The sequence below is a fragment of the Enterococcus rivorum genome, from assembly GCF_001742285.1.
GTDB classification, from domain to species: Bacteria; Bacillota; Bacilli; order Lactobacillales; family Enterococcaceae; genus Enterococcus_L; species Enterococcus_L rivorum.
The window spans coordinates 16,707-40,558 of sequence record NZ_MIEK01000020.1; the positions used below are offsets into that span (position 1 = coordinate 16,707).

Genomic DNA, 23,852 nt, shown 5'->3' on the forward strand with positions numbered 1-23,852 from the left:
TTAGATACATCCTTTAATTAAAGTGTTTTATTATCAAAAATTTAAATGAATTCCCATTATTTCTGCGTATTTAATCAACAGAGACAATAAAGCAATACTAGTAGTGGATGTATTCGTTTCGGTACCAAAATGATACCATTTTGAGAAGAATTTTTCAAGAAAAAACAAAGTTTTAAAAATAAAATTTTTGAAAGTTGATTTACTAAATAAACAAATAACTAGGAGGAAGATAAAATGGAAATCGATTTAAGAACAGCAGGACAACGGATAAAAAAAATAAGGATGCAGCACAACTATACTATGCTTCAATTTGCAAAAATGTTAGGTTTCTCTAGTCCCAGTACAGTAAATAATTGGGAAAAAGGTAATAATCTACCTATTGATTCACGACTAGATAAAATCGCAATCCTCGGAAACACAACTGTTGACTGGATTAAATATGGTAGCTTTAAAGAGTATGTTCAAAAATTATTGACAGAAACTTACTCGGCATCTGAAATTATTCCCTTAAGTCCTTCATTTTTAAACCAATTATTAGATACTCTGGAGAAAAGACAGCTTTCTTATCATGATGATTTACAAATATTAATCGTTGCAAAAAAAATTTACCCAGAACTATTCGCAACAAATGAACTGCTAAATGAACATATTGTTGTGGAAGAATATACAAGTTACAACATCGAAAAAAATAAATTTTACAGAGAAACAGTCCTTCCTAAAATTGAAAAACTATTTTCAGAATCAGAAAAACAAAGTTTAAACATATCCATATTGCTTAGAATATTTGATTTACTTGAATCCACTCTTATTAACGATCGTACCTCGCTAAAATTTATTCATGATTTGACGGATTGTTTCATTTTTCTTATTACTCTTAAAGACCCCAGTTATAGCTTAATAGACGATAAAGATGATGAGTCGATTGCTCCTCAATATGTACATTCTACTGAAGCCAAAAGAGATTATTTAAAATCGAAAAATCATTTAATCAGTTTATTAGACTTATTTCATGTTCAATATCATTTTACACAAGATTAGATATTTTAGGGACAATGAACTCTATCTTTACTAATTAAAACTGTCTATTTATATTAACTAACAGTAACAAATATTACAGTTGTATATCATAGTAAAAAACTCGTTTTAAAGTTGCTTTTTACTTCTCAAAAAATATGTTACAATGTGTTAGACATTGATTTGGAAAGCTCAGACATTCATATCTAATAGTGTCTGAAATTAATAATGGTTGAGGTTTATCTTTTAACCCACCTTTTCAAATTTCTAATTTAGATATATCCATATATAAAGTGAGGAGTACCTATATGAAGAAAAAGATGATTTTGACTGTAGCTTTTGCTGCGTTATTAGCATTTAGCCCCTTAACTGCATTTGCAGAAAATATCGATCAAAAAATCGAGCAACAAAATCAAAAAATTGAAACTATCGTTAAAAATGAACAAGATGCTAAAAATTATTTGGCAAAACTTGAAGAAGAAATAGCTCAAATTGAAAGTGACTATCAAAAAACACTTTCTGAAAAAGTTAAAAACGAAAAAGAACTTGCTGAATTAAACTTAAGAATCGAAGCTTTAAAAACAAAAATTGAAAAAAGAAATGATCAGCTAGAATCTCAAGCAAGAGAAACACAAACAAGCCAAGATCAAAGCTCTATCTTAGCAGTTATGTTAAGCTCTGAATCTATCTCTGATGCTATTTCTAAAGCAATTGCAGTAAATACCCTTGTTTCTGCTAATAATGATATTCTACAAGCGCAAAAAGCTGATAAAGAAGAATTAGATCAAGCAAAAATAAGTCTTACTGAAAAAGTTGAAATTATTACTAAAAAAACGCAAGAACTTGAACAAAAAGAACAAGAACTTGCTGAAGCAAAACTTGATCAAAATGTTAAAATCAATGAAATTTCAGCAGCTTTAGCAACTGAAACTGCTGAAAAAGATAAATTTGTTAAACAAAAAGAAGATGCTGAGAAGAAAAAACAGGCTGAATTAAAAGCTATTGCTGAAGCGAAGAAAAAACAAGAAGCTCTTGAAGCCCAAGCACTAAAAGAGCAACAAGAGTTAGATCAAATAGTTAAAGATGCTGAAACAGCCTATAATCAAAATCCTACACCAGCACCTTCTGGTGGTTCTGGTTCAAATTCAGGGAATAATTCTGGAACAACACCAACAGTTCCATCAAATGGTTGGCTATCACCATTGTCTATCGGTTTAGTCGTTACTAGCCCGTTTGGACCGCGTCAAGATCCTACTGGAATGTCTGGCTCTTATCACGATGGAATTGATTTCGCTGGACCAAGCGGATCACCGATTATGGCTTCTAAATCTGGTCAAGTTGTAGCTGCAGAATTCCAAAGTTCAGCAGGAAACCATGTAATTATTAAACATGATAATGGTTATTACTCTTACTACCTACATTTAAGTAGCACTTATGTCTCTGTTGGACAAAATGTTGCTGCAGGTGAAGTACTTGGTGGTATGGGAACTACTGGTAATTCAACTGGGGTTCACTTACACTTTGGTATCGCAACTGGACTTTGGTCAGGATTTGTTAATCCTGCTCCATTCTTAGGTATCTAATATTAAAGATTGGGACGAAAGTTCCAATCTTTTTTTATTACAATTTGATAACATTTTTTGTAATAATGAGTCGCTTTTTTCAACATAGATGAATAAAAAAAGAATGATGAAAAAGAAAAATTTCGTTTTCTCCTTCACCATCCTAATATTATTCACTAGTTATTTTTTCAGTCATTTTTGCTTCAACTTCTTTACCAATTTTTTCTATCTCATTATCCAACGACTCAGTATCCTTTTGTCCCAAATATGTAGCTACAAAAATAGCATCTATATTTTCTGCTTCATCGCTAGACACAGTGTATTTTGATCCTTTTTTCGTTAAGTTCAATTTAGCTTTTACAGGTTTATCGCTAACTTTAATTTCTGAAATAGCTTGTATTGTTTCATCCATTATTATATGATTATTTATTGCGTATATTTTATCAGATAATCTTGAATATATCTATTTTTTTGAGTAAAGCTAGATTATATAAACAAAAAAAGAGACCTCGGAAGATCTCTCTCAGAAACTTTAAGGAATGTCATTTCATATCTGTTGACAAGCCCAAACATCTACCTCTACTTTTATTTCAGGTGTCGCAAGTCCTTTTACATATATAAGAGTCATACAAATCTCTTGATCGCCAAAAAAATCTTTAAGTATCTTTGTTCTTGTTTCCAAATCAATAGAATCAACAAAATAGAAAACAGCCGTCGTCAAATCCTTGATGCTCATTCCTGCTTCCGTTAAATTTAAAGAGATGTTTTTTAAAGCTAGTTCTAGTTGTGACTCTACTCCGGTAGCTAGTTGTTTGTCTTTTGTCATCCCTATTTGTCCAGATAAATTCAGCCACCTAAGATTCCCACTTACCTCTATTTGATGAACATAAGCATCAACTGGTGGATGTACAGTTTCAGGATTTCTACTTTTTCTCATAAATTCATTCCCTCTATTCTTTAGAGAATCATATCAAAACTCTTCTATTTAAGCTACTTTTCCATTTGTTAGTCTGTCTTAAATTGAAGGTAGTATATATTTCTTGATTAATCTTCAATTACTGTGAGATTTCCTCATTGTTTATGAAGGGACTACAACAAACAAATCTTTTTCGGAAATACAGTACATTTTATTACCATCATCTGCTAAAGCATTATTGATTGTTATGCCTCTCTTGATAAACAACAATGAATTGCCCGACATATTCTTTAGAAATAATTTTCTGATTTTCAACAAAAGGAAAATGACTTAATAACCGCAAACTTAAGCTCAAAAGAGATAGAGCCAAATTAATGAGTTTCAGCATAAACGAATAAAATTTTATGGTATACTTTTAGCAAGAAAGTGTTTTCAAACAAATATCTAAAAGGAGATAAATAATATGAAATTGGCAATTATTCTTGAAACAAAAGAACCTGAAAAAGCGTGGAATGCGTTTCGTTTTGGTGTCGCATCACTAAAGAAGAAGCATGAGGTAAAATTCTTTTTAATGGGAGAAGCAGTGGAATGTGAAACTCTTGAAGATACGCAATACAATGTTGCTCAAGAGATGAAAAAACTTGAAGAAGCTGGTGGAGAACTGCTTGCTTGTGGTACCTGCCTTAAATCTAGACAACTAGATGAACATACGGCTTGTCCTATTTCAACGATGTTTGATTGTGTTGAAATGGTCGAATGGGCAGATAAAACTGTAACGTTTTAAAAAGAATGAAAATAAGGAGAAAAACAGTGATTGAATCTTTGCATTTTAAAACGCGTGATGAATTTCGTCGTTGGTTAATGGATAACTGCTTGTCCAGCGAAGGTGTTTGGCTGATTTTCGGGAAAACAAAGAAAATAGAAACATTGAAAGCCCATGAAGCGCTGGAAGAAGCACTTTGCTTTGGCTGGATTGACGGATTAATGAAGCGAGTGGATGAGCACTCCTATATTAAATACTTTTCAGCTCGCAGGAAAGGTAGTAAATGGTCTATTAAAAACAAAGCATTGGTCAAAGAGTTAGAACAACGTGGTTTGATGACTGAGTTTGGTCAAACAAAAATTGAAGAAGCTAAGAAAAATGGTCAGTGGGATAATGCTACTTCTCCTTCTGGTATTGCCAATGAACAAATTGAAATGCTTGCCACATTACTAAAAACCAATGATTTAGCCTATACAAATTTTCAAAAAATGTCTTTATCTGTAAGAAAAACGTATACAAGAGCCTATTTAGATGCTAAAACTGAGGCTGGTCGAACCAAACGTTTGGCTTGGATGATTGGTCGTTTAGAAAAAAACTTAAAACCGATGTAGCTTATCTAATTTACTACCATTTAAAAATACTTGAAATATATAGGCCTAATCAAAAAAACGCCCGAAATTCTCATTTTCAAAAATGGATTTCGGGCGTTTGGGATTGTCTTATATCTTTAAATATATGCAGCCAATTCTTGCTGCAATTGCGGTTTCATGTGAACACCAACGATTTGTTTTACCAATTGTCCATCTTTTAGAATTAGCATTGTTGGAATGCTTTGAATACCATAACGTCCAGCAATTTCTGGGTAATCGTCTACATTCACTTTACTAACTTTTAATTCGTCTTCTGTATAATCTTTTTCTAGCTCTTCCAAAATCGGTGTTTGCATTTTGCACGGACCACACCAAGCAGCCCAAAAATCAACTAGATGCAAGCCTTTTTCAATGGTTTGATCGTACGTTTTATTGGTTAATTCTTTCATATTTTTTTGCTCCTTATTTTTTGATTATCATGTTAATTGCTTGTTCCATTTTTTGCGTTTGCTCAACTGGGTCTAATTCCGGATTCTCCAGACATGACTTTAAATTTTCCGCAACAATCATCCCCATAATCCGGTCAACACTTGACCTGACAGCGCTCAGTTGCGTAATAACATCAATACACTCTTTTTCTTCTTCAATCATCTTTTGAATACCGCGCATTTGACCTTCAGCACGTTTTAAACGATTCAGAATATTTTTATTACAAGTTCCCATAAGCCTACTCTAGCTCTCCTTTCCAAACTGACATGCCCCCCATTACGTTCACTACATGATACCCCTGACTGCTTAAAAAGTCACAAGCCATTGCTGAACGACCGCCTGATTGGCAAATAATGTAATACTCTTCATTTTTATCTAATTTACTGACGTATGGCTCTAAACTGCTTAAAGGAATTGTTTTGGCAGTTGGAATATGGCCTCTTTTAAACTCATCGTCTTCTCGAACATCAATAATCGTTAATTTTTCTTCTTTTGATTTTTGATAAAACTCATCTGCACCAATTGAACTAAACATATTTTAATTCCTCCGGTTTTACTGTTTTATAGAGAGAAAAGGCACCATCTAAATTTTCCGCTTTAAATCCTGCTTGTTTCAAAATTCGCTCACCAATATAGCTTCTTAAACCACTATGACAACTTACAATATACTCTTTGGTTGGATCTAATTCAGAAACACGACAACGTAAGTCATTTAATGGAATATTTATGGCTGCTTTAAATTGTCCGTTAGCTAATTCCGTTTTTTCACGAACATCAAGCAATACTTTACCTTTAGCTAATTCCTCTTCTAACTGATACCATTGAATAGTGTCTGTCAAACCTTCAATCTTATTCAAGGCTGCATAGCCAACCATGTTGACTGGATCTTTCGCTGCGCCAAATGGTGGGGCATACGCAAATTCTAGTTCAGGTAAATCAAATACAGTCAGCCCACCTTTAATCGCTGTAGCTAAAATGTCGATTCGTTTGTCAATCCCTTTTTCTCCAACTCCTTGTGCGCCATAAATTTCACCTGTTTTAGGGTTAAACACCAGTTTCAAAACAACCTCGGTTGCTCCTGGGTAATAACCAGCATGATCTTTTCCAGAAGTATGAACCACCGCCACATCAAAACCAGCTTGCTTTGCTACGCGTTCACTTAATCCAGTTGAAGCAGCACTCAAATCAAATACTCGAACAATCGCAGTGCCAATACTCCCTTTATTTTTACGATTCAATCCGGCAATCACATCCGCTACTTGTCTTCCTTGACGATTAGCTGGTGATGCTAAAGAAATCAGAGCATCTTCGCCCGTAATTTGCTGTTTTACTAAAATAGCATCTCCAACAGCGTAAATATCTGAAAGATTAGTCTGGTAGCTTTCATCAACCAAAATTCCACCACGTAAACCTAATTCAATTCCCGCTTCTTTTGCTAATGAATTTTCAGGTTGCACTCCTACAGATAGAATTGTTAAATCGGCTTGCAATTCAGTGCCATCTTCTAAAACAACCAATTTTCCTTGATTTTTAAATTCTGTCGCTGATTGCGAAGTAATCACTTCTACTCCTTTATTAACCAATTCATTTTTGACAAAAGCAGCCATTTCTTCATCTAAAGGTGGCAAGACATGAGGTGCCTTTTCAATAAGAACTACATCTAGTCCACGTTTCTTTAAGTTTTCTGCCATTTCTAATCCAATAAATCCAGCACCAATCACAATTGCTTTTTTTGGCTGCTCATTATGAATATTTGCCATAATTTTATCTAGATCTGGTACATTTCTTAAGCTATAAACATTGGTTGCTTCTGATAGTCCAGTAATTGGTGGGATGAACGGTTTTGCACCTGGCGATAAAATCAATTTATCATAAGATTCTGTCATCATTTGATCTTCATGCTTAATAGTTACCTTTTTTTCTGTAGAATTGATAGCAATTACTTCATGATAAGGTCTAACGTCTAAATTGAATCGTGCACGTAAAGCTGCTGGTGTTTGAACAAGTAGACTTTCACGCTCTTCAATTTCACCTGAAACGTAATAAGGTAATCCGCAATTGGCAAATGAAACAAACGGTCCCTTTTCTAAAACAACAATCTCAGCGTCTTCCATAAGACGGCGCAATCTAGTTGCCGCTGACATGCCTCCAGCAACTCCACCGATAATAATAATTTTTGTCATATCTATTTTCCTCCTTGAATTTGGCCTGTCCATTGACTCATTCCACCACGAACATTCACTACTTTAAAACCATTTTTTTGCAGTACTTTTGCAGCTTTCTTACTACGCATACCTGATTGGCAGATGACATAAATTAAATCATTTGAATTCCCTTTATAGCTATTCACTTTATTTAATGGGATGTTTTTCGCCTTTTTTATATGCCCCGACCGGTATTCATTAGGCGTCCGAACATCAAGCAAAGTTAACGGCTCATTTATTTTTTCTTGTAACTCTTTTACTGAAATACTTGCTACTTTATTAAAAAATCCAAACATGCTATTTCTCCTTTACTAAAAGGTTTTCTATACCCTGATAGGTATATTAAACTATTTATCCTATAAAATGTCAACACCTTTGCTTACAGTTTGCAACAAAATACTTACTAGTAATAACAGACTTGACATACATACCCGTTAAGGGTATATTTTCATTTGTGTATGAGGATACATCATGCGATTAACATCTTTTTCAACTAGTAAACAATCAATTATAAAGAAGGAGACATCAAACTATGCCTAAAAAAATCGTCATTATTGGAGGCGTTGCAGGTGGTGCTACTGCCGCAACTAGACTTAGAAGATTAAATGAAGAAGATGAAATTGTTCTTTTTGAAAAAGGAGAGTATATTTCATTTGCTAATTGTGGATTGCCTTATCATGTAGGAGGTACAATCAAAAATCGTGAGGATCTATTATTACAAACAGTCGAAGGAATGAGTGAACAATATAATTTAGATATTCGTAACTTTTCTGAAGTTACAGCTATTAATCCTCTAAATAAAACAGTTTCCGTTTTGAATCACCAGACCAAGGAAATTTATACAGAGTCATTTGATAAACTAATTATTTCAACAGGCGCAAAAGCAATTGTCCCTCCAATTGAAGGACTTGAAACTGCTAAAAACGTCTTCAGTTTACGAAATATTCCCGATATGGATCAGATTAAAGCTTATATTGAAAAAGAAAAAGTCAAGGAAGCAACTATTGTTGGTGGTGGTTTCATCGGATTAGAGATGATGGAAAACCTTGTTGACCTAGGGATTCAAGTCAACCTTGTAGAAATGTCCTCTCAAGTTATGCCAAATATTGACTTTGAACTTGCTCAAATTTTACATGCTCAAATAAATTTTCATAGTGTAAATCTAATTCTAAATGACGGTTTAAAAGCTTTCTCAAAACAAGGAGGCGAACTAGTTCTAACAAGCGGCAAAACGTTAGCATCTGATTTAACGATTCTTTCGATTGGCGTTTCTCCAGAGAGTTCATTAGCGAAAGAAGCTGAGATAGCACTTGGTCTTCGTGGCGCAATCCAAGTAAATAAACAATTGGAAACAAATTATCCTGATATTTACGCTATTGGAGACGTAATCGAAGTAATCGATTTTGTTAATCAACAACCGACTATTATTCCACTAGCTTGGCCAGCAAATCGTCAAGGAAGACTAGTTGCTGATATTATTAATGGAATTGAAGCAAATTACCCTGGAACTCAAGGAACATCCGTAGCCAAAGTATTTGAATTAACTGCCGCTTCAACTGGAAATTCGGAAAAAACGCTACAAAGATTGGGAATTGATTATGAGGGCATCCATATCCACCCTAATTCACATGCTAGTTACTACCCAGACGCAAGCCCAATCGCACTAAAATTATTGTTTGCCCCAGATGGAAAAATCTTAGGCGCTCAGGGTGTAGGAACTGAGGGGGTTGAAAAACGAATTGATGTTATTTCAACAGCAATGAAGTTTGGCGCAAAAGCAAATGAGTTAGCTTCTATCGAACTAGCATATGCCCCTCCTTATTCGAGTGCAAAAGATCCAGTAAATATGCTAGGTTATACAGCAGATAACCTTTTAAATCACAAGGTAGAAACGTTCTCTTGGCAAGAAATTCCAACGCTTATCGAAAAGGACGCTTACTTATTAGACGTTCGTGACGAATTCGAATTGGCAACGGGGGAATTACCAAACAGTCATGTGATTCCTTTGGCGAAACTTCGTGACAGACTTGATGACTTACCAAAAGATCAAACAATATACGTTTATTGCCAAGTTGGTTTACGAGGGTATAATGCAGCCAGAATCTTAATGCAACATGGTTTCTCTGTAAAAAATCTGGATGGCGGTTTTAAAACTTACAAACAAGCGAACTATCGTTTAAGTGCTCCAAAAACTATTTTAGGAAAGAATAAGAATCACAACGCTGCTTCTGTTGAAGCAGGTCAAATGATTTCTATTGATGCCTGTGGTCTTCAATGTCCCGGCCCAATCTTAAAAGTAAAAGAAGCCATCGATCAAATGAATGATGGTGAACTGTTAGAGATTCAAGCCAGTGATTTTGGCTTCGTTGCAGATATAGAAGCATGGTGTAAAAATACTGGTAACACACTTGTTGAAAACCAGTTAAACGGATCTAAAGTAGTTGCTAAAATTATCAAAGGCATTCCCTCTTCAAATCAAATGCCAATTCATTCTTTGCCTGCCGAAGGAGTGCTTCATGAGACTAAAAATGGAGCGACTATGGTTGTTTTTAGTGGCGATTTAGATAAAGCCCTTGCTTCAATGATTATTGCCAGTGGTGCGGCAGCTATGGGAAAAGAAGTCACTATTTTCTTTACCTTCTGGGGCTTAAGTATCTTGAAAAAACAAAAAATCAAGAAACGTGGACTTGCAAAAATGTTTGATATTATGCTTCCAAATGGAGCAACTAGTCTACCAATATCACAAATGAACATGATGGGGTTGGGTTCTAAAATGATTCAAACTGTCATGAAACAAAAAAATGTCGACTCCCTACCAGTAATGATTGAAAAGGCAAGCAAGCTTGGGGTCAAATTCGTTGCTTGTACAATGAGTATGGATATTATGGGAATTGATCGTTCTGAACTATTTGACTTTGTGGAATATGGTGGTGTCGCAACTTATCTTGGTGATAGCGAACAATCAAATCTGAACTTGTTTATTTAAAACAGAAAAAGAGGATGGAACAAAACTAAAAATCAGTTTCGTTTCATCCTCTAAATCCGAATAACCAATGGTCAAAATAAACTATTAAAATAACGTCTTCTTCCTCCAGTAAAAACAGCTATCTTATTTCTGAGAAATCAGATAAAATATAAGTAAGTTAAAGGAGGTTTAACATGAAGAAAAAAATAAAAAAGATTTTTCCCATGATGGTAATGACTATTTTTGGATTAATCGGAGGGTACTGGGCTGGGTATATCATTGCATCAAAAAACGTAAATGTTTTAGAAACAGTATTCCTGTTTATGTCTTTCCCTATGTTTTATATTATTCATATTGTGATTCACGAAGCTGGACACGGATTACTCGGTAAAATATCTGGCTATAAAATGGTCAGTTATCGTATTTTTTCATTTATGTGGGTTTGGCGGGAAGATGGTACCATTCACGTTCGGCGCTACAAAGTTCCCGGGACACTAGGACAATGTTTAATGGCACCACCAACCTATGAAGCCGGTAAATTTCCCTTTCGTTTATATTTACTAGGAGGTGTAATCGCCAATATAGTCACTAGTCTTATTGTTGGCGCTTTTTTTGTGCCCCAATCATTTTTAGCTACATCTTTTGCTATTGTAGGCATTTTGACTGCTCTTACAAACTCTATCCCAATCGGGTTTAACGACGGTATGAGTCTCAAAATCGCTTCTTCAAATGAAAAACAACAATACTTGCTTTACTTACAATTTGAAATAAATAATCAGATGAATGAAGGAAAAACCTATGCTGAACTGCCAGAGCAATATTTCCAACTAGTGTCAGCAACTTCAGCCCACACTTATTTTAACGATTGGCAACAATTTTTGATTATAGCTAGGTTGGCAGAAAAACATAACTGGCCACTTTATCAAGAACAATTGGAAATTTTGTGGCAACGAAAAAAAGAAATGATATCGATTTACTTACTAGAACTAAAAAAAGAAATGCTTTTTGGTTTATGTTTAACAGCAGCAACTGATGAACGGATTCCTCAAATCTGGACAGATAAAAAAATCCAAGCTGCTTTGAAACAGCCTCTTATGGGAAATAAACGAGTTAAAGCTGCCTATGTTTATTGTATTGAAAAAGATGCACAAGCTGCTTTAGAGCTGATAACAGCAGGAAAAAATTTGACTCATCGCGCACCGAATCTAGGTGATGCGAAAACAGAAGGGCAATTACTAGTTTGGCTCGAAACAAAAATTCTTAACGAGGAAAGTACCCCTCATAATCAATAAAGAAACTATCTAAACACTTTTTTCGCTGTTTAGATAGTTTTCTACTTTTTTATTATATTGTTTAGCTATTTTCCGGCCTCTTGCCCAGCAATTCGACCGAATGTCACGATATCAGAGATAGCATTTCCACCTAAACGGTTTTTTCCATGAACAACACCAGTAATTTCACCAGCTGCGTATAACCCTTCAATTGGTTTCTTCTCTTTATTTATCACTTGCGTTTTTCCATTAATTACCAATCCCCCCATTGTATGATGAACAGAAGGCACGGCTTTTTGAATATAGTAAGGACCTTTTTCCAACGATACTAAACCACCTCGGTGATTGAAATCAGCGTCTTTTCCTGCTTTTGCATATTTGTTTACTTTTTCCACAGTTGCTTTTAACGCTTCTGGATCAATGTTGAAAGCTTTTGCTGCTTCTTCGATAGTATCGGCTTTGTATAACATTTTTTCTTTTAGTAATTGTTCGTATTCGTCTTTATGAATCTCAATTGTATGGCTAATTTTTTCTATATCTTCATTCCATAGTTGATACGTATAACCGCCTTCTTGCTTTAAAATGGCTTGCGAAATGACATCACGACGCTCTAATTCTTCTACAAAACGATTGCCTTGTTGATTAATTAAAATCCCCCCATCAAAACGAGAATCTGCTAATAATGAAATCACACCAGTAACTGGATCACAAATCGGATAGGTTTGAATACTTTCCATATTCGTTATTTCTCCACCTACAGCTTGTGCCATAACAATGCCATCCCCTGTTGTCCCAGGCGTATCCGTAGACATATAGCTTTCATCCATTTTAGGGTTGTATTTCTTTCTCATTTCAACATTTGAACCAAATCCACCAGTAGTTAAAACAACCCCTTTTGAAGCGTTGAAAGTAATCGCTGTTCCTTCACTTGATTTTGCTTTGACTCCTGTAACTTTACCGTTTTCGTCAGTTATTAACTCTTCGGCTTTAATATTCGTTTTGATTGGAATTTTCTTTTTGTCAGTTACCTTTTTAAATTTTGTAATCATTTCCGCACCAGTATGTCCTACTGGAATCAATGCTCTTTTATAGGAATGTCCACCAAATTGGAATAATTGGTCGTCAATAAATTCTACTTTGATTTCATCTTTTAACCATTCAGCAGAACTTAATGCATTATCGGACAAGATACGAACCATCTCTGGATCACCAGCATTGTCGCCACCTTTCATAGCATCTTCATAGAAAATGTCAGCATTGTCACCTTCAATTTTCAGATTTTTTTGTACCCAACTATTCGGAACGTTCATTTCTCCACCAGAAATTAGCGTATTTCCTCCAATTGTCGGCATTTTTTCTAAAATAACTACATCTGCGCCTGCTTTTTGAGCTTCAACTGCAGCAGAAAGTCCAGCTCCACCAGCACCTACAACCACGACATCATAAGTTTGTTCTACGTCTTCTTTCGTTTCTTTTTTTGCAGTTGCTTTCTTACTTTCCAACTTAACACCAGATTTCTTAACCGCGTCCTTTACTGCTTCGATGTAGCCATTGCTTGTTGCAGATGATCCACTAACTGCATCTACCTCAGTATTATTTAATGAAATCATCGTCTCTTTTAATTCCTTATAGACTGGCTCAGCCAACACTTCATTTTCTTTGTCTTCTAAGACCTCAATATCAGTGATTTCATTATTTTTAAAAGTGACCTCTACTTTAATCTCATTGTGTTTTCCTGAACCTGTTCCAACTTGCTTGATTTCCTTGTTGTCTCCCCCACAAGCCGTTACTGTTAGACTTAAACAAAGTGCAATAATAAACAAAATCCCTATCTTCCCCAGTTTTTTCATTTCATTTTCCATCCTTTCAAAATCATATCCCTCTTTCGGTATGTGAATAAAATCACATAAATAGATAAGCTTAAAAATTATCTATCCTTTTTTATTATAGAGAGTTTCCCGATATTTGTATTTGCATAATTCAGTCTTTTTTTATCTATTTCGGACAATTCTTTTTTGGATGGCGGCTACTTTTCAAGTACTATTGCAATTTACAAAAAAAAGTGCTGTAATACCATTATGAACTCATTACAGAAAAAACTTACCTTATATGCAAGCGGCTTCTTTATTATTTTATTTTTATCTATCGCTCTGATTATTAAAATCGAGATGGAACGGACAGTTTTATCATTTAATCGATCCATGACTCAGCAATTAGTAGATGCAAAAAGTGAACAAATCTCCTATTGGTTCGAGCAGCGAATCAATGAGATACAGTCTTTATCTCAAAAAGCTGTGACACAAAATTGGTCTAAGCAAGAATTAATAAAAGAAGCCGAAAATTTAGCTCAACTAAATAAAAATAGCTATGAATCTATTCGTGCAGTAAGTAACTCCGGCGAATCTTTTTCAGCAAACTCGCCTTCATTTTCCATTGTTGATAGAGATTATTTCAAAAAAATAATCACCAACAATTCTGAGTATGTTATTAGTAAAGTCCTTTATTCTCATAGTAACCAAGCAGAAGTTGTCATTATTTTATATCGAATACCTTCCATCGTTGATTCAACCATTTCCTATCTTGCTGCTGCCGTTCCTATTGAACAAATGAATAAAATTGCAAAAGATATATTTGTTTACGACGGAACAGGGACTTTAACGCTAAATCACAATCAACCAAAATCGAAAGACAAGATGGTTCGTTTTGAACGTTCGATTCAAGCAATGCCAGATTGGAAGGTACAATTCCAAGTACCTGAGAAAAAACTCTACCAGAGTTTACGTAATACGCAAAATGCTGTTTTGATTGTTGGAACGATTTTAGGTATCTTCTTTTTAGTCTGGCTTTATTTATTAGCTACCTCTATATTGAAACCTGTAAAACAGTTGCAAGGAGTTATGGGAAAAGTAGCTGCTGGAGATGAATCTTTGCGCGTTACGATGAAGAGAACAGATGAATTTGGCCAGTTAGGGGAACATTTTAATCAAATGTTGGATAAGGTTTATGAAACCGAGCAGGAAAAAAAAGAAATAGAACTGAGGATGATTCAAGAGCAAGTGAAACCACATTTCCTTTACAATACCTTGGATACCATTCAGTGGTTAGCTGCTTCTCATGATGCCGATGATGTTGTTGAGCTGATTGAAGCTCTTAGTCTCTATTTCCGTTTAGGTCTTAATGAAGGAAAAGAATTTGTCCCACTTTCTCAAGAATTTAAACATTTGGAAAGCTACTTAAAAATACAACAGGTTCGCTATGAAAAAATACTAAATTACGAATTTTCTTTAGCACCAGATGTCGCAAATACCAAAGTCATTCGTTTCTTACTACAGCCTCTAGTAGAAAATGCCATTTATCACGGGATTAAACCTTTGCCAAAACAATTTTCTACCATTTGGATAAACGCAACCAACGAAAACAATCAATTGAAAATAGCAGTGATAAACGATGGCTTACCGATCTCTAAAGAAGCATTGACTACTATTCGCGACAACCTTTTCTATCACCAAGAGCAAAATCGAATCATTGGTTTTGGGCTCTATAGTGTCTACCATCGCTTAAAATTAACCTATGGAAAACAGAGTGACTTTACCATTGAGAGCAATCAAGAGCAAACAAAGATAACTATTACGATTCCTTTGGAGGATGAAACATGACTTGGCAAGTGTTAATCATTGATGATGAAAAAATTATTCGCAATGGCCTCAAATTATTTATCAATAAAAGCTCTTTGCCCTTTATTTGTGAAAATACAGCAGAAGATGCTCAAGAAGCTTTTCTAATTGCAGAAAAGATAAAACCAGATGTTTTCTTCGTAGATATAAATATGACAGGTATGAATGGCTTAGATTTAATTCAACTGTTAAAAAAGCAATTTCCTCAAGCAATTATGGTTGTCATTAGCGGTTATGATGATTTTGAATACGCCCGACAAGCGATTCAATTACAAGTTTTTGATTACTTATTAAAACCTGTTCCCAAAAGTGATTTTTATCTTCTTTTACAAAAAATAGATACGTGTTTAAAGAAGCAACAGCAACAAACTACGACAAGTCAAAAAAAGCAAACAGCACACCTTTCTCCTATAATCGCAGATGTCACTACCTATTTGGAAAACCATTATCAAGATGCTTCTTTATCAGGAGTAAAGGTTGCCACAATTTTCCATATTAATCATACGTATTTAAGTAAACGAATGAAACAGGAGCTCGGTCTTTCCTTCATTGATTATTTAACTCAATTGAGAATTGAAAAAGCGATTGAACTCCTTGATGACACGATGCTAAATATCAAAATAAATGATTTATCAAAAAAAGTAGGGTATCAAAACCCTTATTATTTCAGCCGTCTTTTTAAACAACGTATCGGTGTAAGTCCTTTATATTATAAACAGGAAAAAGAGCTGTAGCACCACCCCTTAAATGGCAGTACAACTCTTTTTTCATCGTCACTCTATTTTAATAAAAGGCAACGCCCCATCTGTATATATCTCATCTCCACCACCATTACGTCCATAATAACTAGTTGTAAAATGTTCTACTCTTTCAATGGAAATATTGATGTTTGATTTTTCAAAGGAGTTTAAAACAAATTCACGTTCCTCGTCAACATCCGAATTTATTTTGTGTGTCACCTGTCCGGTAAAATTTGAGAGACCGACCTTCTTATCATAAGTAGCAGCCCCCAACCAATCAGCTTGACGACCTCCCGGCAAATACCAATCATCAGGTGTTTTCCAGAGTCTAATATGGTGCCGTCGCCTTGGATTATTCTTAATCTCCTTTTCAAAAGCTAAATCCTGCTTATTCCCAAAAAGAAACAACGAACTAACGGGTGCTTTGGGATAAGACTTTCCTAGAACACTTGCAATGATCATATGAAGAGCTGACCGAATAGACAAGCTCTCTGCTTTTTCCCATCCAGAAGCTAAAAATAAATTTTCTATTGATTGCTGATCTCCCAGAAATGCCAAATTAATAGGATCGCCCAATAATCCATCACTGGTTCGAGAACGACCAATAAAATAATCCGGCAAATATCTTTTGGTGACTTTTTTATTAAGATAAGGAAGGATCAAATAAGAAGTAAATAGCCAAACAATCACATAACCTAGTATATGAATTTTTCGAGTCAAAATATTGACCAGTAATGTTTCATAAACTAAAAAACCTAAAAAAATAATCACGAGAAAACGAATCGTTCGAAAGAAACTATTGATTAATGATTGTTTGTTCATTCTATTACCTCCACTTTACTTCTCAGTAATAGCTACTCCTCTTCAGCTTCTGGATCATAAGGAACATATTCACTGTAGTTATCGACTTCGCCTTCAAATACGCTGTTTACAAAATTGCTGTATGAACCCATTCCCATGGTTCCCATATCAGAACTGACTTCTGTCATATCCACCATAATCTTTTCTTTGTACTCCGCTTCTGTAATGACTGCTCCCGTTTTCATGTTTTTATAAAATTTTGGCATATTTATCATCCTTTCTTTTCAAACCTATAGAATCAAGTGACAAAAATAATTAGTAGAAAAATTTATACTCTCTACTTTAAATTATACTCGTTTAGAGAAAAAAATCTCCCAATATGATTCTTGATCATTTATTCAGCGGAATACAAAAGAAAAAGCTACCAATGCAGCCTATGCATCAATAGCTTTTAGCTTATTTTCCTATTGTAGGATCAATTTTCTCTTCTAATACAGAATTCAGGCTTGTTCCGGCTGACTTCTTTTCTTTATTAGCAAGATACATATTGGTTAGTTTGTAAATACTAGCAACTGTGGGAATCCCAAAAAACATTCCCGGAATCCCTGCCAAAGCACCAAAAACCATAACTGAGCCTAGAACGTAAATTCCTGGTAAACCAACAGAACTCCCAACAACTTTTGGATAAATTACGTTACTTTCAAACTGCTGTAGTAAAACCAAATAGATTAAAAAGCCAATCGCTAAAGGAGGATTTACAGTAAACACTAAGACCGCTCCGATAGCTCCTCCAATATACGCACCAATAATCGGAATAATATTGATTGCTCCTACTAGCGTGCCAATCATCACAGGATATGGCATCCGTAAAATGAACATTCCTGTCGCACAAAGGGTTCCTAAAATCACTGCCTCTATACATTGTCCTCTAATAAAAGAGCTAAAGGTTTGATGAATGACTTTTAATACCATATCCAATTTTCTTTTTTTCTCTGATTTCATGTACAACGTAGTCAAACGCTCATACATTCGTATAAATCGTTCTTTATCTAGCAGAATATAAATTGAGAAAACTAAAATTAATACCCAATTAAAGAGACTCCCTACAACTGTTCCTAAAACATTTAAAAAGGTATCTAAGGTACTAGAAACGCCTCCACCTAATATCGAAATGATGTTTTGAAGCAACAATTTCCAATCAATTTCTAAAAGATCAATCGCTTTAGTCACACTAGCATTATTTTCAAAAATTGCTAATAAGAAAACTTGTATTTTCTGGAAATATTTTGGCATTTCTGCCATTAGCATATTCAATGAATCTAGAGTAGCAGGAACTACCAACATAATTAGTAGGCAAATAATAATAATCACTACAAATAATGAAAGCAACAAACTAACGGGTCTTTTTACCTTAGTCATTATTTTTGTCTCTCTACGCGAGAGATATTCTTCGATTTTCACCATAATGATGTTTACAACATACGCTACCAACATAGCTAAAAATATGTTTGAAAAAGCACCTAACACAATGGCAATAACCTTCAAAATAGAGGATGCATTTAGAACTGATAGAACCAATACTGTCACGATAATTAAATATTTCATGATCATTTTTTCTATATTTTTATTCCCCATAAACTACTCCTAATCTGATAATTTCTATTCTATTTTTCACTAAAAAATAGTTATCTTTACAAAAAGACTGATTCACTCACTTTATATTACCATTTCAATTCCTTTTCAACTAATAAAATAGTACCAAACTACTAGCTAAACATCAATGTTATTAATTTCTTCAAATGTTGTAAATAAAAAAAGCAGAAGAAAATTTCTGCTTTTTTTTACTGAACTATTATGGTTGTCCTGCCATTAGCTTCCAAGTAATAACACCTTGATACGATCCAGTTCCGACGTTTTGCGTTCCTTCTAGTTGAAGCTTCACTCCATCAGATCCCTTACTATTGCCCCAACTGTCGCTAATAACATATTCGCCTCTCTTCACGTCAAGGTTTGTATAAACAACCTGGGCATTGTCATTCAAAATATTTTCTTTCCCTTTGTATACATAGCGCATTGCATTGACAAGTTCTTGTTTCTTATCATTTATCATTGCTTGCGATAACGTTGCCGTCACATACCAACCAGCTTTTACATTTTCTCGAATATCATTTATCGCTAGCTTTTCTGCAAATTTTGCAGCTTCTACTCTTTTTGTTGTTGCTGAATAGTGTAATTCTCCAAAATCTAAGCTTTCAGGAGCAGAAACAAAGGATAAATCTCCGTATACTGCATTTCCTGGAACCCCCATTTCATTTGATGTTGCTGATAAGACTTTGTGACTGTTCCCAGGCATGATCTCACCTACAACAAATGGATCTTCTTGTGGAGAATCGCCGCTAGCTTTTCCTGTGTTAAGAATATTCTTTCCCAATACTGCTTTTTGAGAAACTTTCACTTTAAAAACGACTATAACGTTCTGCTTACTTTGGATTTCTCCTACTTTAATCGTTAATTTTCTTGTGGATTCTTCATAACTAAATTGATTGTCACTCGCTAGCTCGCCATCAATAGTAATTCCATGATCGAGACTATCAAAAGCTAATCCTTCAGCTAACACATCTGTTAAAATGACATTTTTCCAGCTTTCTGCTTTTTCATGGGTATTGGTTGCTTTAAAAGTATACGTTAATGTATCTCCATAACTTGTCGTCTCACCACCACTGGACGTTATTGATTGTTCCAATTTAGGCACTGGAATAACATCTTCTGTAATCGAACGCAATGCAGAAGCAAAACGTCCATCTATATCACCTGTTTTCTTTGCATCGTGATATCCTTGATAGCTTGAATAATCATCTATCGCACAATTCAAATTCCCCACAATTCCATCAGGTTCAGTAGTATAAGTTTTAGGTAAAGTATACTCTGGAAGCACTTGAATATTGGTTTCATCCTTCAAATAAACATCGACTTTATCTTCTTTTGTTAAATAGTAAGGTAAATTGATGGACCAATTATTTTCGCCTACAACCGCACTAACTAGTTTTCCCTCGCTATCTTTCAACCATTGATTATTGACCTTAAGAAAAACTTTTGCACCATTTTCACTACTAGTTCCGGTTAATTGTTTTATCGCATTCGTCACAGGTAAAATATTGGCCTTTTGTGGAGGTGTAACGTCAAGAGTAGTTACAGCTGTAGCTTTTAAGTCTGCTTCTTCACTTGGCAATTTTTCGCCATTCCCTAAATCAATCCAAGCTTCCACTAAATGAACGCTTTGTCCTGCTTCAATAAACTTTCCTTCTGGTATTGGAATTTTCACTAAGCCAGTTTTCTTTGCCTCTTCGTAAATAGAAACTCCTTTACCATCTGCGCCATTTCCAATTGAAACGCCTTGCGTTGTATATGCCACTGTATCATCTGGATTTCTGACTTCTACTTTCACAAATACTTCATCTTCATAGGCCGGGCGATCTGCTGCTCCTTTTCCTTCTTTGACTAAGGCACGAGCCCAAATATATTTATCTGCATTCGTCGGCACTCGAAAACTTTCGATCTTTGCCCGTTGATTATTCCCTGTTAAACGACTGATTTTAGTTGTCCCACCAATTTTTTCTAGATAATTCTTGATCCCGTCACTTCCAGATTCAAAAGTAGCTAAATTGATCCCTTTCAAATTAAAGTTTTGACGAGATAAATATTCGCTAGGATCATTAACCATAACATTTTGGTCTTTTTCCACTGCCCATAAAGATAAATTCGTCTTTTTCGCATTCAGCTTAGAGGTTTCATCTTTTGTACTAAAAAGAGCACCACCGTCAATACGTGAATTAGCAAAATCAAAGTAATTCATTGTATCAAAATCAATATTCATCATATACGCATTAAATATACCTACACTTTCACTCGCACTCTGTCCGCGAGCAACAAAATAAGAATCTTTGCTAGTAATAATGTCTAGTTGATTAATACTTCCATCAATAGCTAGTCCACTATCTGACACTAACTCTATATTTGCATTTTCTCCTGAAATAATAAATTGGTCTTTAGCCACTGTGGTTCCAGTATTAGATATAAATTGAATAGCCGCATTTCCCAAAACTCCACCGTCAGAAGCGACTCCATCGCCTTTATTATGCACTTTAAAGTCAGAATCGTATCCAACCAGAATCTTATTATTGCCACCAAACATTCGAATCCCAGAACTGGAACCTTGTTTATAAATATCAATTTTCGAATGATTGTTTACTTCAAAAGTCATCGATCCAGCAACTCTAAAACGAATAGCTGCTTCATGACTTCTGTCTGAGTGCAAAGTAGGAGGATTAGCAGAAAAATTTTTCACTTCTAGCTGAGAACCATTATTTAAGTAAAAACCACCATTCAAGGTTTGCAAGAGTATAGCAGGAGTAGCAACTCCAAAGTTGTCCTTTTCAGTTACATTCTTTTTATCATTTAAACTATGAACAGACAGCTTCGCTCCATCATCCATAAGTAATTTTGAATCAGGTCCAACAATCGCAAGAATTCCTGCAGCGATATCTTCAGCTTTTGAATCGCCGCTTAATTTGACATCCGTCCCTTGACCCTCAATCGTTAAAAGAAAGTTTTTCGATCCCAATTTTGCTTTGTCTGTATTTGTTAAATCCTTCTCAGTATCAGCTGTCACATCTGATCCTGTTCTAATAACATTAGTTGCTTTACTATACGCATCCCATTTAGAGCCGTTTTTAATTGTTAACTTACTATCATCTGCGTCCTTAAGAATAGAAAATAAGCGCCCATAGGTTTTAGAATCAACAGAGGTATTATCAAATGTCATTTCGGTATTTTTATCTATTATACAAAACATAGCAGCCGTTTTGGGATCCGGCTGTCTCAAATAGATTTCTGAATCAATAAAACTTAGTTTACTTCCACCAACACCTAAAACAGAATAAATAAAATTACTATCAATTCCTTCCATTTTTATCGAACTTTTAGTCATTGTCGATTCTATGGTTTTTCCATAAAGAAAATTGGCGGTCATCTGCTTTGTAATAAAATGAGAGCTATCGCTCGTCACAGTTAACTTACTACCATTACTATGAAAAAAGCCACCTTTTTCTACATCTACTGTGCTATTTTGCGCATTCACTGTTAGCGGAGCATCGGCTCCTTCTGTTTTTGCAATATACCCCGTATCTTTTGTTCCTTTAAATGTAGCGTTATTCATTGTCAACGTTACTGGTGCAACTTTACTGTTAAAAAGGCCTGTACTACTTTTCGCTTTTCCTACAACTTCCACTTCATTTTCTATTTTGGCTTCCACAGCAGCTTTTGCAGAAATAAACTCATTTGCATTTTCCAAACTTAATTTCGACTTATTAATTGTAAAGCTAGTTGGTTTATTTAAATCGAATATAGCCACATTGGAACTAACATTAAAATTACTATTTTTTATCGTAATAGAAGGATTGGCAGCAGTGGAATTAAAAAGTGTTGCGACAACTTCACCTTCAGTTGTAGTAGGCACTCTTTTATTTGTAAACGAGAAATCATCTTCAATGATTAACTCTCTACAATTGATCAAATTTGTTAAATATTTTACTTCTTCATTCATTTCAAAAATAGTTTTTCCTGAAAAATAGACAGTGGAGCCTGGAGCGTTTACTACTCCACGATTTTGTAGCGTTACATTTTTTAAGTGAAGTATATTTCCTAATGGATAAAAAATTGGATAAGTACCATTCGTTAGCCCGCTCACAGTAAGATCTTTTACTGTAAAAAGACTTTTGTCCGTTGCAGAAGCTTCCGACATGTTTAGCCAATAAAGTCCCATGTCTAATGTATATTTTCCTTGTCCATCAATTGTTAAATTTCTTTTAGGAAACTTACCTGTAACAATACTCTTTTCCGCTCTAAAATTGGCTGTTATCTTAATCTCATCAACACTCACATCACCAATATATTGTTCAAACTGTACCCAATTTGCTGCATTTTTTGAATTAACTGCTACTGGAATTTCTGGTGAAGCTTCCACTCGTTGACCATTTAACAATCCCATTCCTACACAACTAAACAATAAAAATAACCAACACATTTTTTTATTTAACAAACCAATCCCTCCTAATTAACTAAACTAAAAACTCTTCCACTCGTTGATCGGTGATAACTGAATGTAAACAACACCAATGATATTTTTCTTGGAAATAAATCCGTAAAACCGGCTGTCTGCTGCATAAGGACGATTATCTCCTAATAAAAAATAGTAATCATCTGGAACGCCACAAGTTCTATTATTTGAAAGTTGAAAATCTTCGGTAAACTCTCGATCATTTTTTTGGTTTTCATTTATTTCAGGAATAATAAATTTCTCGTCTATTGACTCGTCATTAATAAACAAGGTATCCTTTTCATAACGAATTTTTTCCCCTGGCAAACCAATCACTCGACGAATCTGAAGCTTATTTCCCTGTTTAAAAGCAACTAAATCAAATCTTTGCAGCCTTTCTATTTTTTTTACTAACACAATATCCCTGTCTCTCAGCGCAGGAACCATTCCGTAACCATTTACTTCAACAATTTGAAAGAAAAACTGACCCACTACTAAAATAGCTAAAATACCAAGAAAAATAGAAGCAACAATTTCTAGAATTACGCGCTTTAGTCTATGTGTCTTGGTATTTTGTAATTCTCTCTTGTGATTTCTTATTTTTCCACTTGATTTCTTATGTCTAGATTTTTTTTTAAAATTGCTATTATTGCCTGCTAAAGCTTTACTTTTACCTTTATTTTGTTTCATTTTTTCTCTTTCTGTTTGATATCAAAGCTATCGTAAAAAATAGCTAACTAATCTTCTAATATTAAGTGGGAGAAACTAT

General features: G+C 34.6%; 21 protein-coding genes. 8 read left to right on the plus strand and 13 right to left on the minus strand.

Translation table 11 applies throughout. The annotated features are described in order from the left end of the window. The first annotated feature begins 234 nt into the window (after positions 1 to 234). Both BCR26_RS08045 and BCR26_RS08050 read left to right on the plus strand, forming a co-directional pair. A complete protein-coding gene (locus tag BCR26_RS08045; RefSeq protein WP_069698469.1) occupies positions 235 to 1,038 on the plus strand; it encodes a helix-turn-helix domain-containing protein in 804 nt (267 codons plus the stop codon). Between the two features lie 284 nt (positions 1,039 to 1,322). Further along, positions 1,323 to 2,597: a murein hydrolase activator EnvC family protein gene (locus BCR26_RS08050; RefSeq protein WP_069698470.1), complete on the plus strand. Its 1,275-nt coding sequence runs from the start codon at positions 1,323 to 1,325 to the stop codon at positions 2,595 to 2,597. Positions 2,598 to 2,745: 148 nt separating this feature from the next. Here the strand turns inward: BCR26_RS08050 and BCR26_RS08055 are convergent, their stop codons facing one another. Both BCR26_RS08055 and BCR26_RS08060 read right to left on the minus strand, forming a co-directional pair. Beyond that, a complete protein-coding gene (locus BCR26_RS08055) occupies positions 2,746 to 2,988 on the minus strand; it encodes a hypothetical protein (protein WP_069698471.1) in 243 nt (80 codons plus the stop codon). Positions 2,989 to 3,123: 135 nt separating this feature from the next. Continuing rightward, entirely contained in the window at positions 3,124 to 3,513 is a 390-nt protein-coding gene (locus tag BCR26_RS08060) for a RidA family protein (RefSeq protein ID WP_069698472.1), read from the minus strand. Between the two features lie 442 nt (positions 3,514 to 3,955). Between BCR26_RS08060 and BCR26_RS08065 the strand changes: the two genes are divergently transcribed. Together BCR26_RS08065 and BCR26_RS08070 are read left to right on the plus strand one after the other, a co-directional pair. Beyond that, positions 3,956 to 4,276, plus strand: coding sequence for a DsrE/DsrF/TusD sulfur relay family protein (locus tag BCR26_RS08065; RefSeq protein WP_084387067.1), 321 nt, complete (start codon positions 3,956 to 3,958; stop codon positions 4,274 to 4,276). A 26-nt stretch (positions 4,277 to 4,302) separates the two neighbouring features. Continuing rightward, on the plus strand, positions 4,303 to 4,866 hold the full coding sequence (locus BCR26_RS08070) for a YdeI/OmpD-associated family protein (RefSeq protein WP_069698473.1): 564 nt from the start codon (positions 4,303 to 4,305) through the stop codon (positions 4,864 to 4,866). A 116-nt stretch (positions 4,867 to 4,982) separates the two neighbouring features. Here BCR26_RS08070 and trxA read toward each other — a convergent pair whose 3' ends face one another. Genes trxA through BCR26_RS08095 form a run of 5 tightly spaced genes read right to left on the minus strand, consistent with a single transcriptional unit; the run spans position 4,983 to position 7,834 of the window. After that, a complete protein-coding gene (gene trxA / locus BCR26_RS08075; protein ID WP_069698474.1) occupies positions 4,983 to 5,294 on the minus strand; it encodes a thioredoxin in 312 nt (103 codons plus the stop codon). 13 nt (positions 5,295 to 5,307) lie between these two features. Then, the gene (locus BCR26_RS08080; protein ID WP_069698475.1) at positions 5,308 to 5,568 is read right to left on the minus strand and encodes a metal-sensitive transcriptional regulator; all 261 of its coding nucleotides are present in this window, start codon (positions 5,566 to 5,568) and stop codon (positions 5,308 to 5,310) included. A gap of 4 nt (positions 5,569 to 5,572) precedes the next feature. Continuing rightward, complete coding sequence (locus BCR26_RS08085) at positions 5,573 to 5,869, minus strand: rhodanese-like domain-containing protein (RefSeq protein WP_069698476.1); 297 nt, start codon at positions 5,867 to 5,869, stop codon at positions 5,573 to 5,575. Next, positions 5,862 to 7,517 (minus strand): FAD-dependent oxidoreductase, encoded by a 1,656-nt coding sequence (locus BCR26_RS08090; RefSeq protein WP_069698477.1) that lies wholly within the window; start codon positions 7,515 to 7,517, stop codon positions 5,862 to 5,864. Before BCR26_RS08090 ends, BCR26_RS08085 begins: the two co-directional genes overlap by 8 nt. A 2-nt stretch (positions 7,518 to 7,519) precedes the next feature. Then, positions 7,520 to 7,834 (minus strand): rhodanese-like domain-containing protein, encoded by a 315-nt coding sequence (locus tag BCR26_RS08095; protein ID WP_069698478.1) that lies wholly within the window; start codon positions 7,832 to 7,834, stop codon positions 7,520 to 7,522. A 236-nt stretch (positions 7,835 to 8,070) separates the two neighbouring features. Between BCR26_RS08095 and BCR26_RS08100 the strand changes: the two genes are divergently transcribed. Continuing rightward, positions 8,071 to 10,524, plus strand: a complete 2,454-nt coding sequence (locus BCR26_RS08100; RefSeq protein WP_069698479.1) for an FAD-dependent oxidoreductase — start codon at positions 8,071 to 8,073, stop codon at positions 10,522 to 10,524. A 173-nt stretch (positions 10,525 to 10,697) separates the two neighbouring features. Next, positions 10,698 to 11,795 carry a hypothetical protein gene (locus tag BCR26_RS08105; RefSeq protein WP_084387068.1) on the plus strand — a complete coding sequence of 366 codons (1,098 nt, stop codon included), beginning with the start codon at positions 10,698 to 10,700 and terminating at the stop codon, positions 11,793 to 11,795. A gap of 65 nt (positions 11,796 to 11,860) precedes the next feature. Here BCR26_RS08105 and BCR26_RS08110 read toward each other — a convergent pair whose 3' ends face one another. Beyond that, positions 11,861 to 13,624: a flavocytochrome c gene (locus tag BCR26_RS08110; RefSeq protein ID WP_069698497.1), complete on the minus strand. Its 1,764-nt coding sequence runs from the start codon at positions 13,622 to 13,624 to the stop codon at positions 11,861 to 11,863. 228 nt (positions 13,625 to 13,852) lie between these two features. Between BCR26_RS08110 and BCR26_RS08115 the strand changes: the two genes are divergently transcribed. Together BCR26_RS08115 and BCR26_RS08120 are read left to right on the plus strand one after the other, a co-directional pair. Next, positions 13,853 to 15,430, plus strand: coding sequence for a cache domain-containing sensor histidine kinase (locus tag BCR26_RS08115; protein WP_069698480.1), 1,578 nt, complete (start codon positions 13,853 to 13,855; stop codon positions 15,428 to 15,430). Beyond that, complete coding sequence (locus BCR26_RS08120; RefSeq protein ID WP_069698481.1) at positions 15,427 to 16,182, plus strand: response regulator transcription factor; 756 nt, start codon at positions 15,427 to 15,429, stop codon at positions 16,180 to 16,182. The genes BCR26_RS08115 and BCR26_RS08120 overlap by 4 nt, the downstream gene beginning before the upstream one ends. A gap of 39 nt (positions 16,183 to 16,221) precedes the next feature. Here BCR26_RS08120 and BCR26_RS08125 read toward each other — a convergent pair whose 3' ends face one another. The 5 genes from BCR26_RS08125 to lepB form a co-directional block, all read right to left on the minus strand. Further along, entirely contained in the window at positions 16,222 to 17,010 is a 789-nt protein-coding gene (locus tag BCR26_RS08125; RefSeq protein WP_069698482.1) for an LssY C-terminal domain-containing protein, read from the minus strand. A gap of 32 nt (positions 17,011 to 17,042) precedes the next feature. Continuing rightward, positions 17,043 to 17,234 (minus strand): hypothetical protein, encoded by a 192-nt coding sequence (locus BCR26_RS08130; protein WP_211272292.1) that lies wholly within the window; start codon positions 17,232 to 17,234, stop codon positions 17,043 to 17,045. 211 nt (positions 17,235 to 17,445) lie between these two features. After that, positions 17,446 to 18,624 carry an AI-2E family transporter gene (locus BCR26_RS08135; RefSeq protein ID WP_069698484.1) on the minus strand — a complete coding sequence of 393 codons (1,179 nt, stop codon included), beginning with the start codon at positions 18,622 to 18,624 and terminating at the stop codon, positions 17,446 to 17,448. A gap of 217 nt (positions 18,625 to 18,841) precedes the next feature. Further along, entirely contained in the window at positions 18,842 to 23,086 is a 4,245-nt protein-coding gene (locus BCR26_RS08140; protein ID WP_069698485.1) for a pectate lyase-like adhesive domain-containing protein, read from the minus strand. 24 nt (positions 23,087 to 23,110) lie between these two features. Continuing rightward, entirely contained in the window at positions 23,111 to 23,773 is a 663-nt protein-coding gene (gene lepB, locus BCR26_RS08145; protein ID WP_084387069.1) for a signal peptidase I, read from the minus strand. Positions 23,774 to 23,852: the final 79 nt, after the last annotated feature.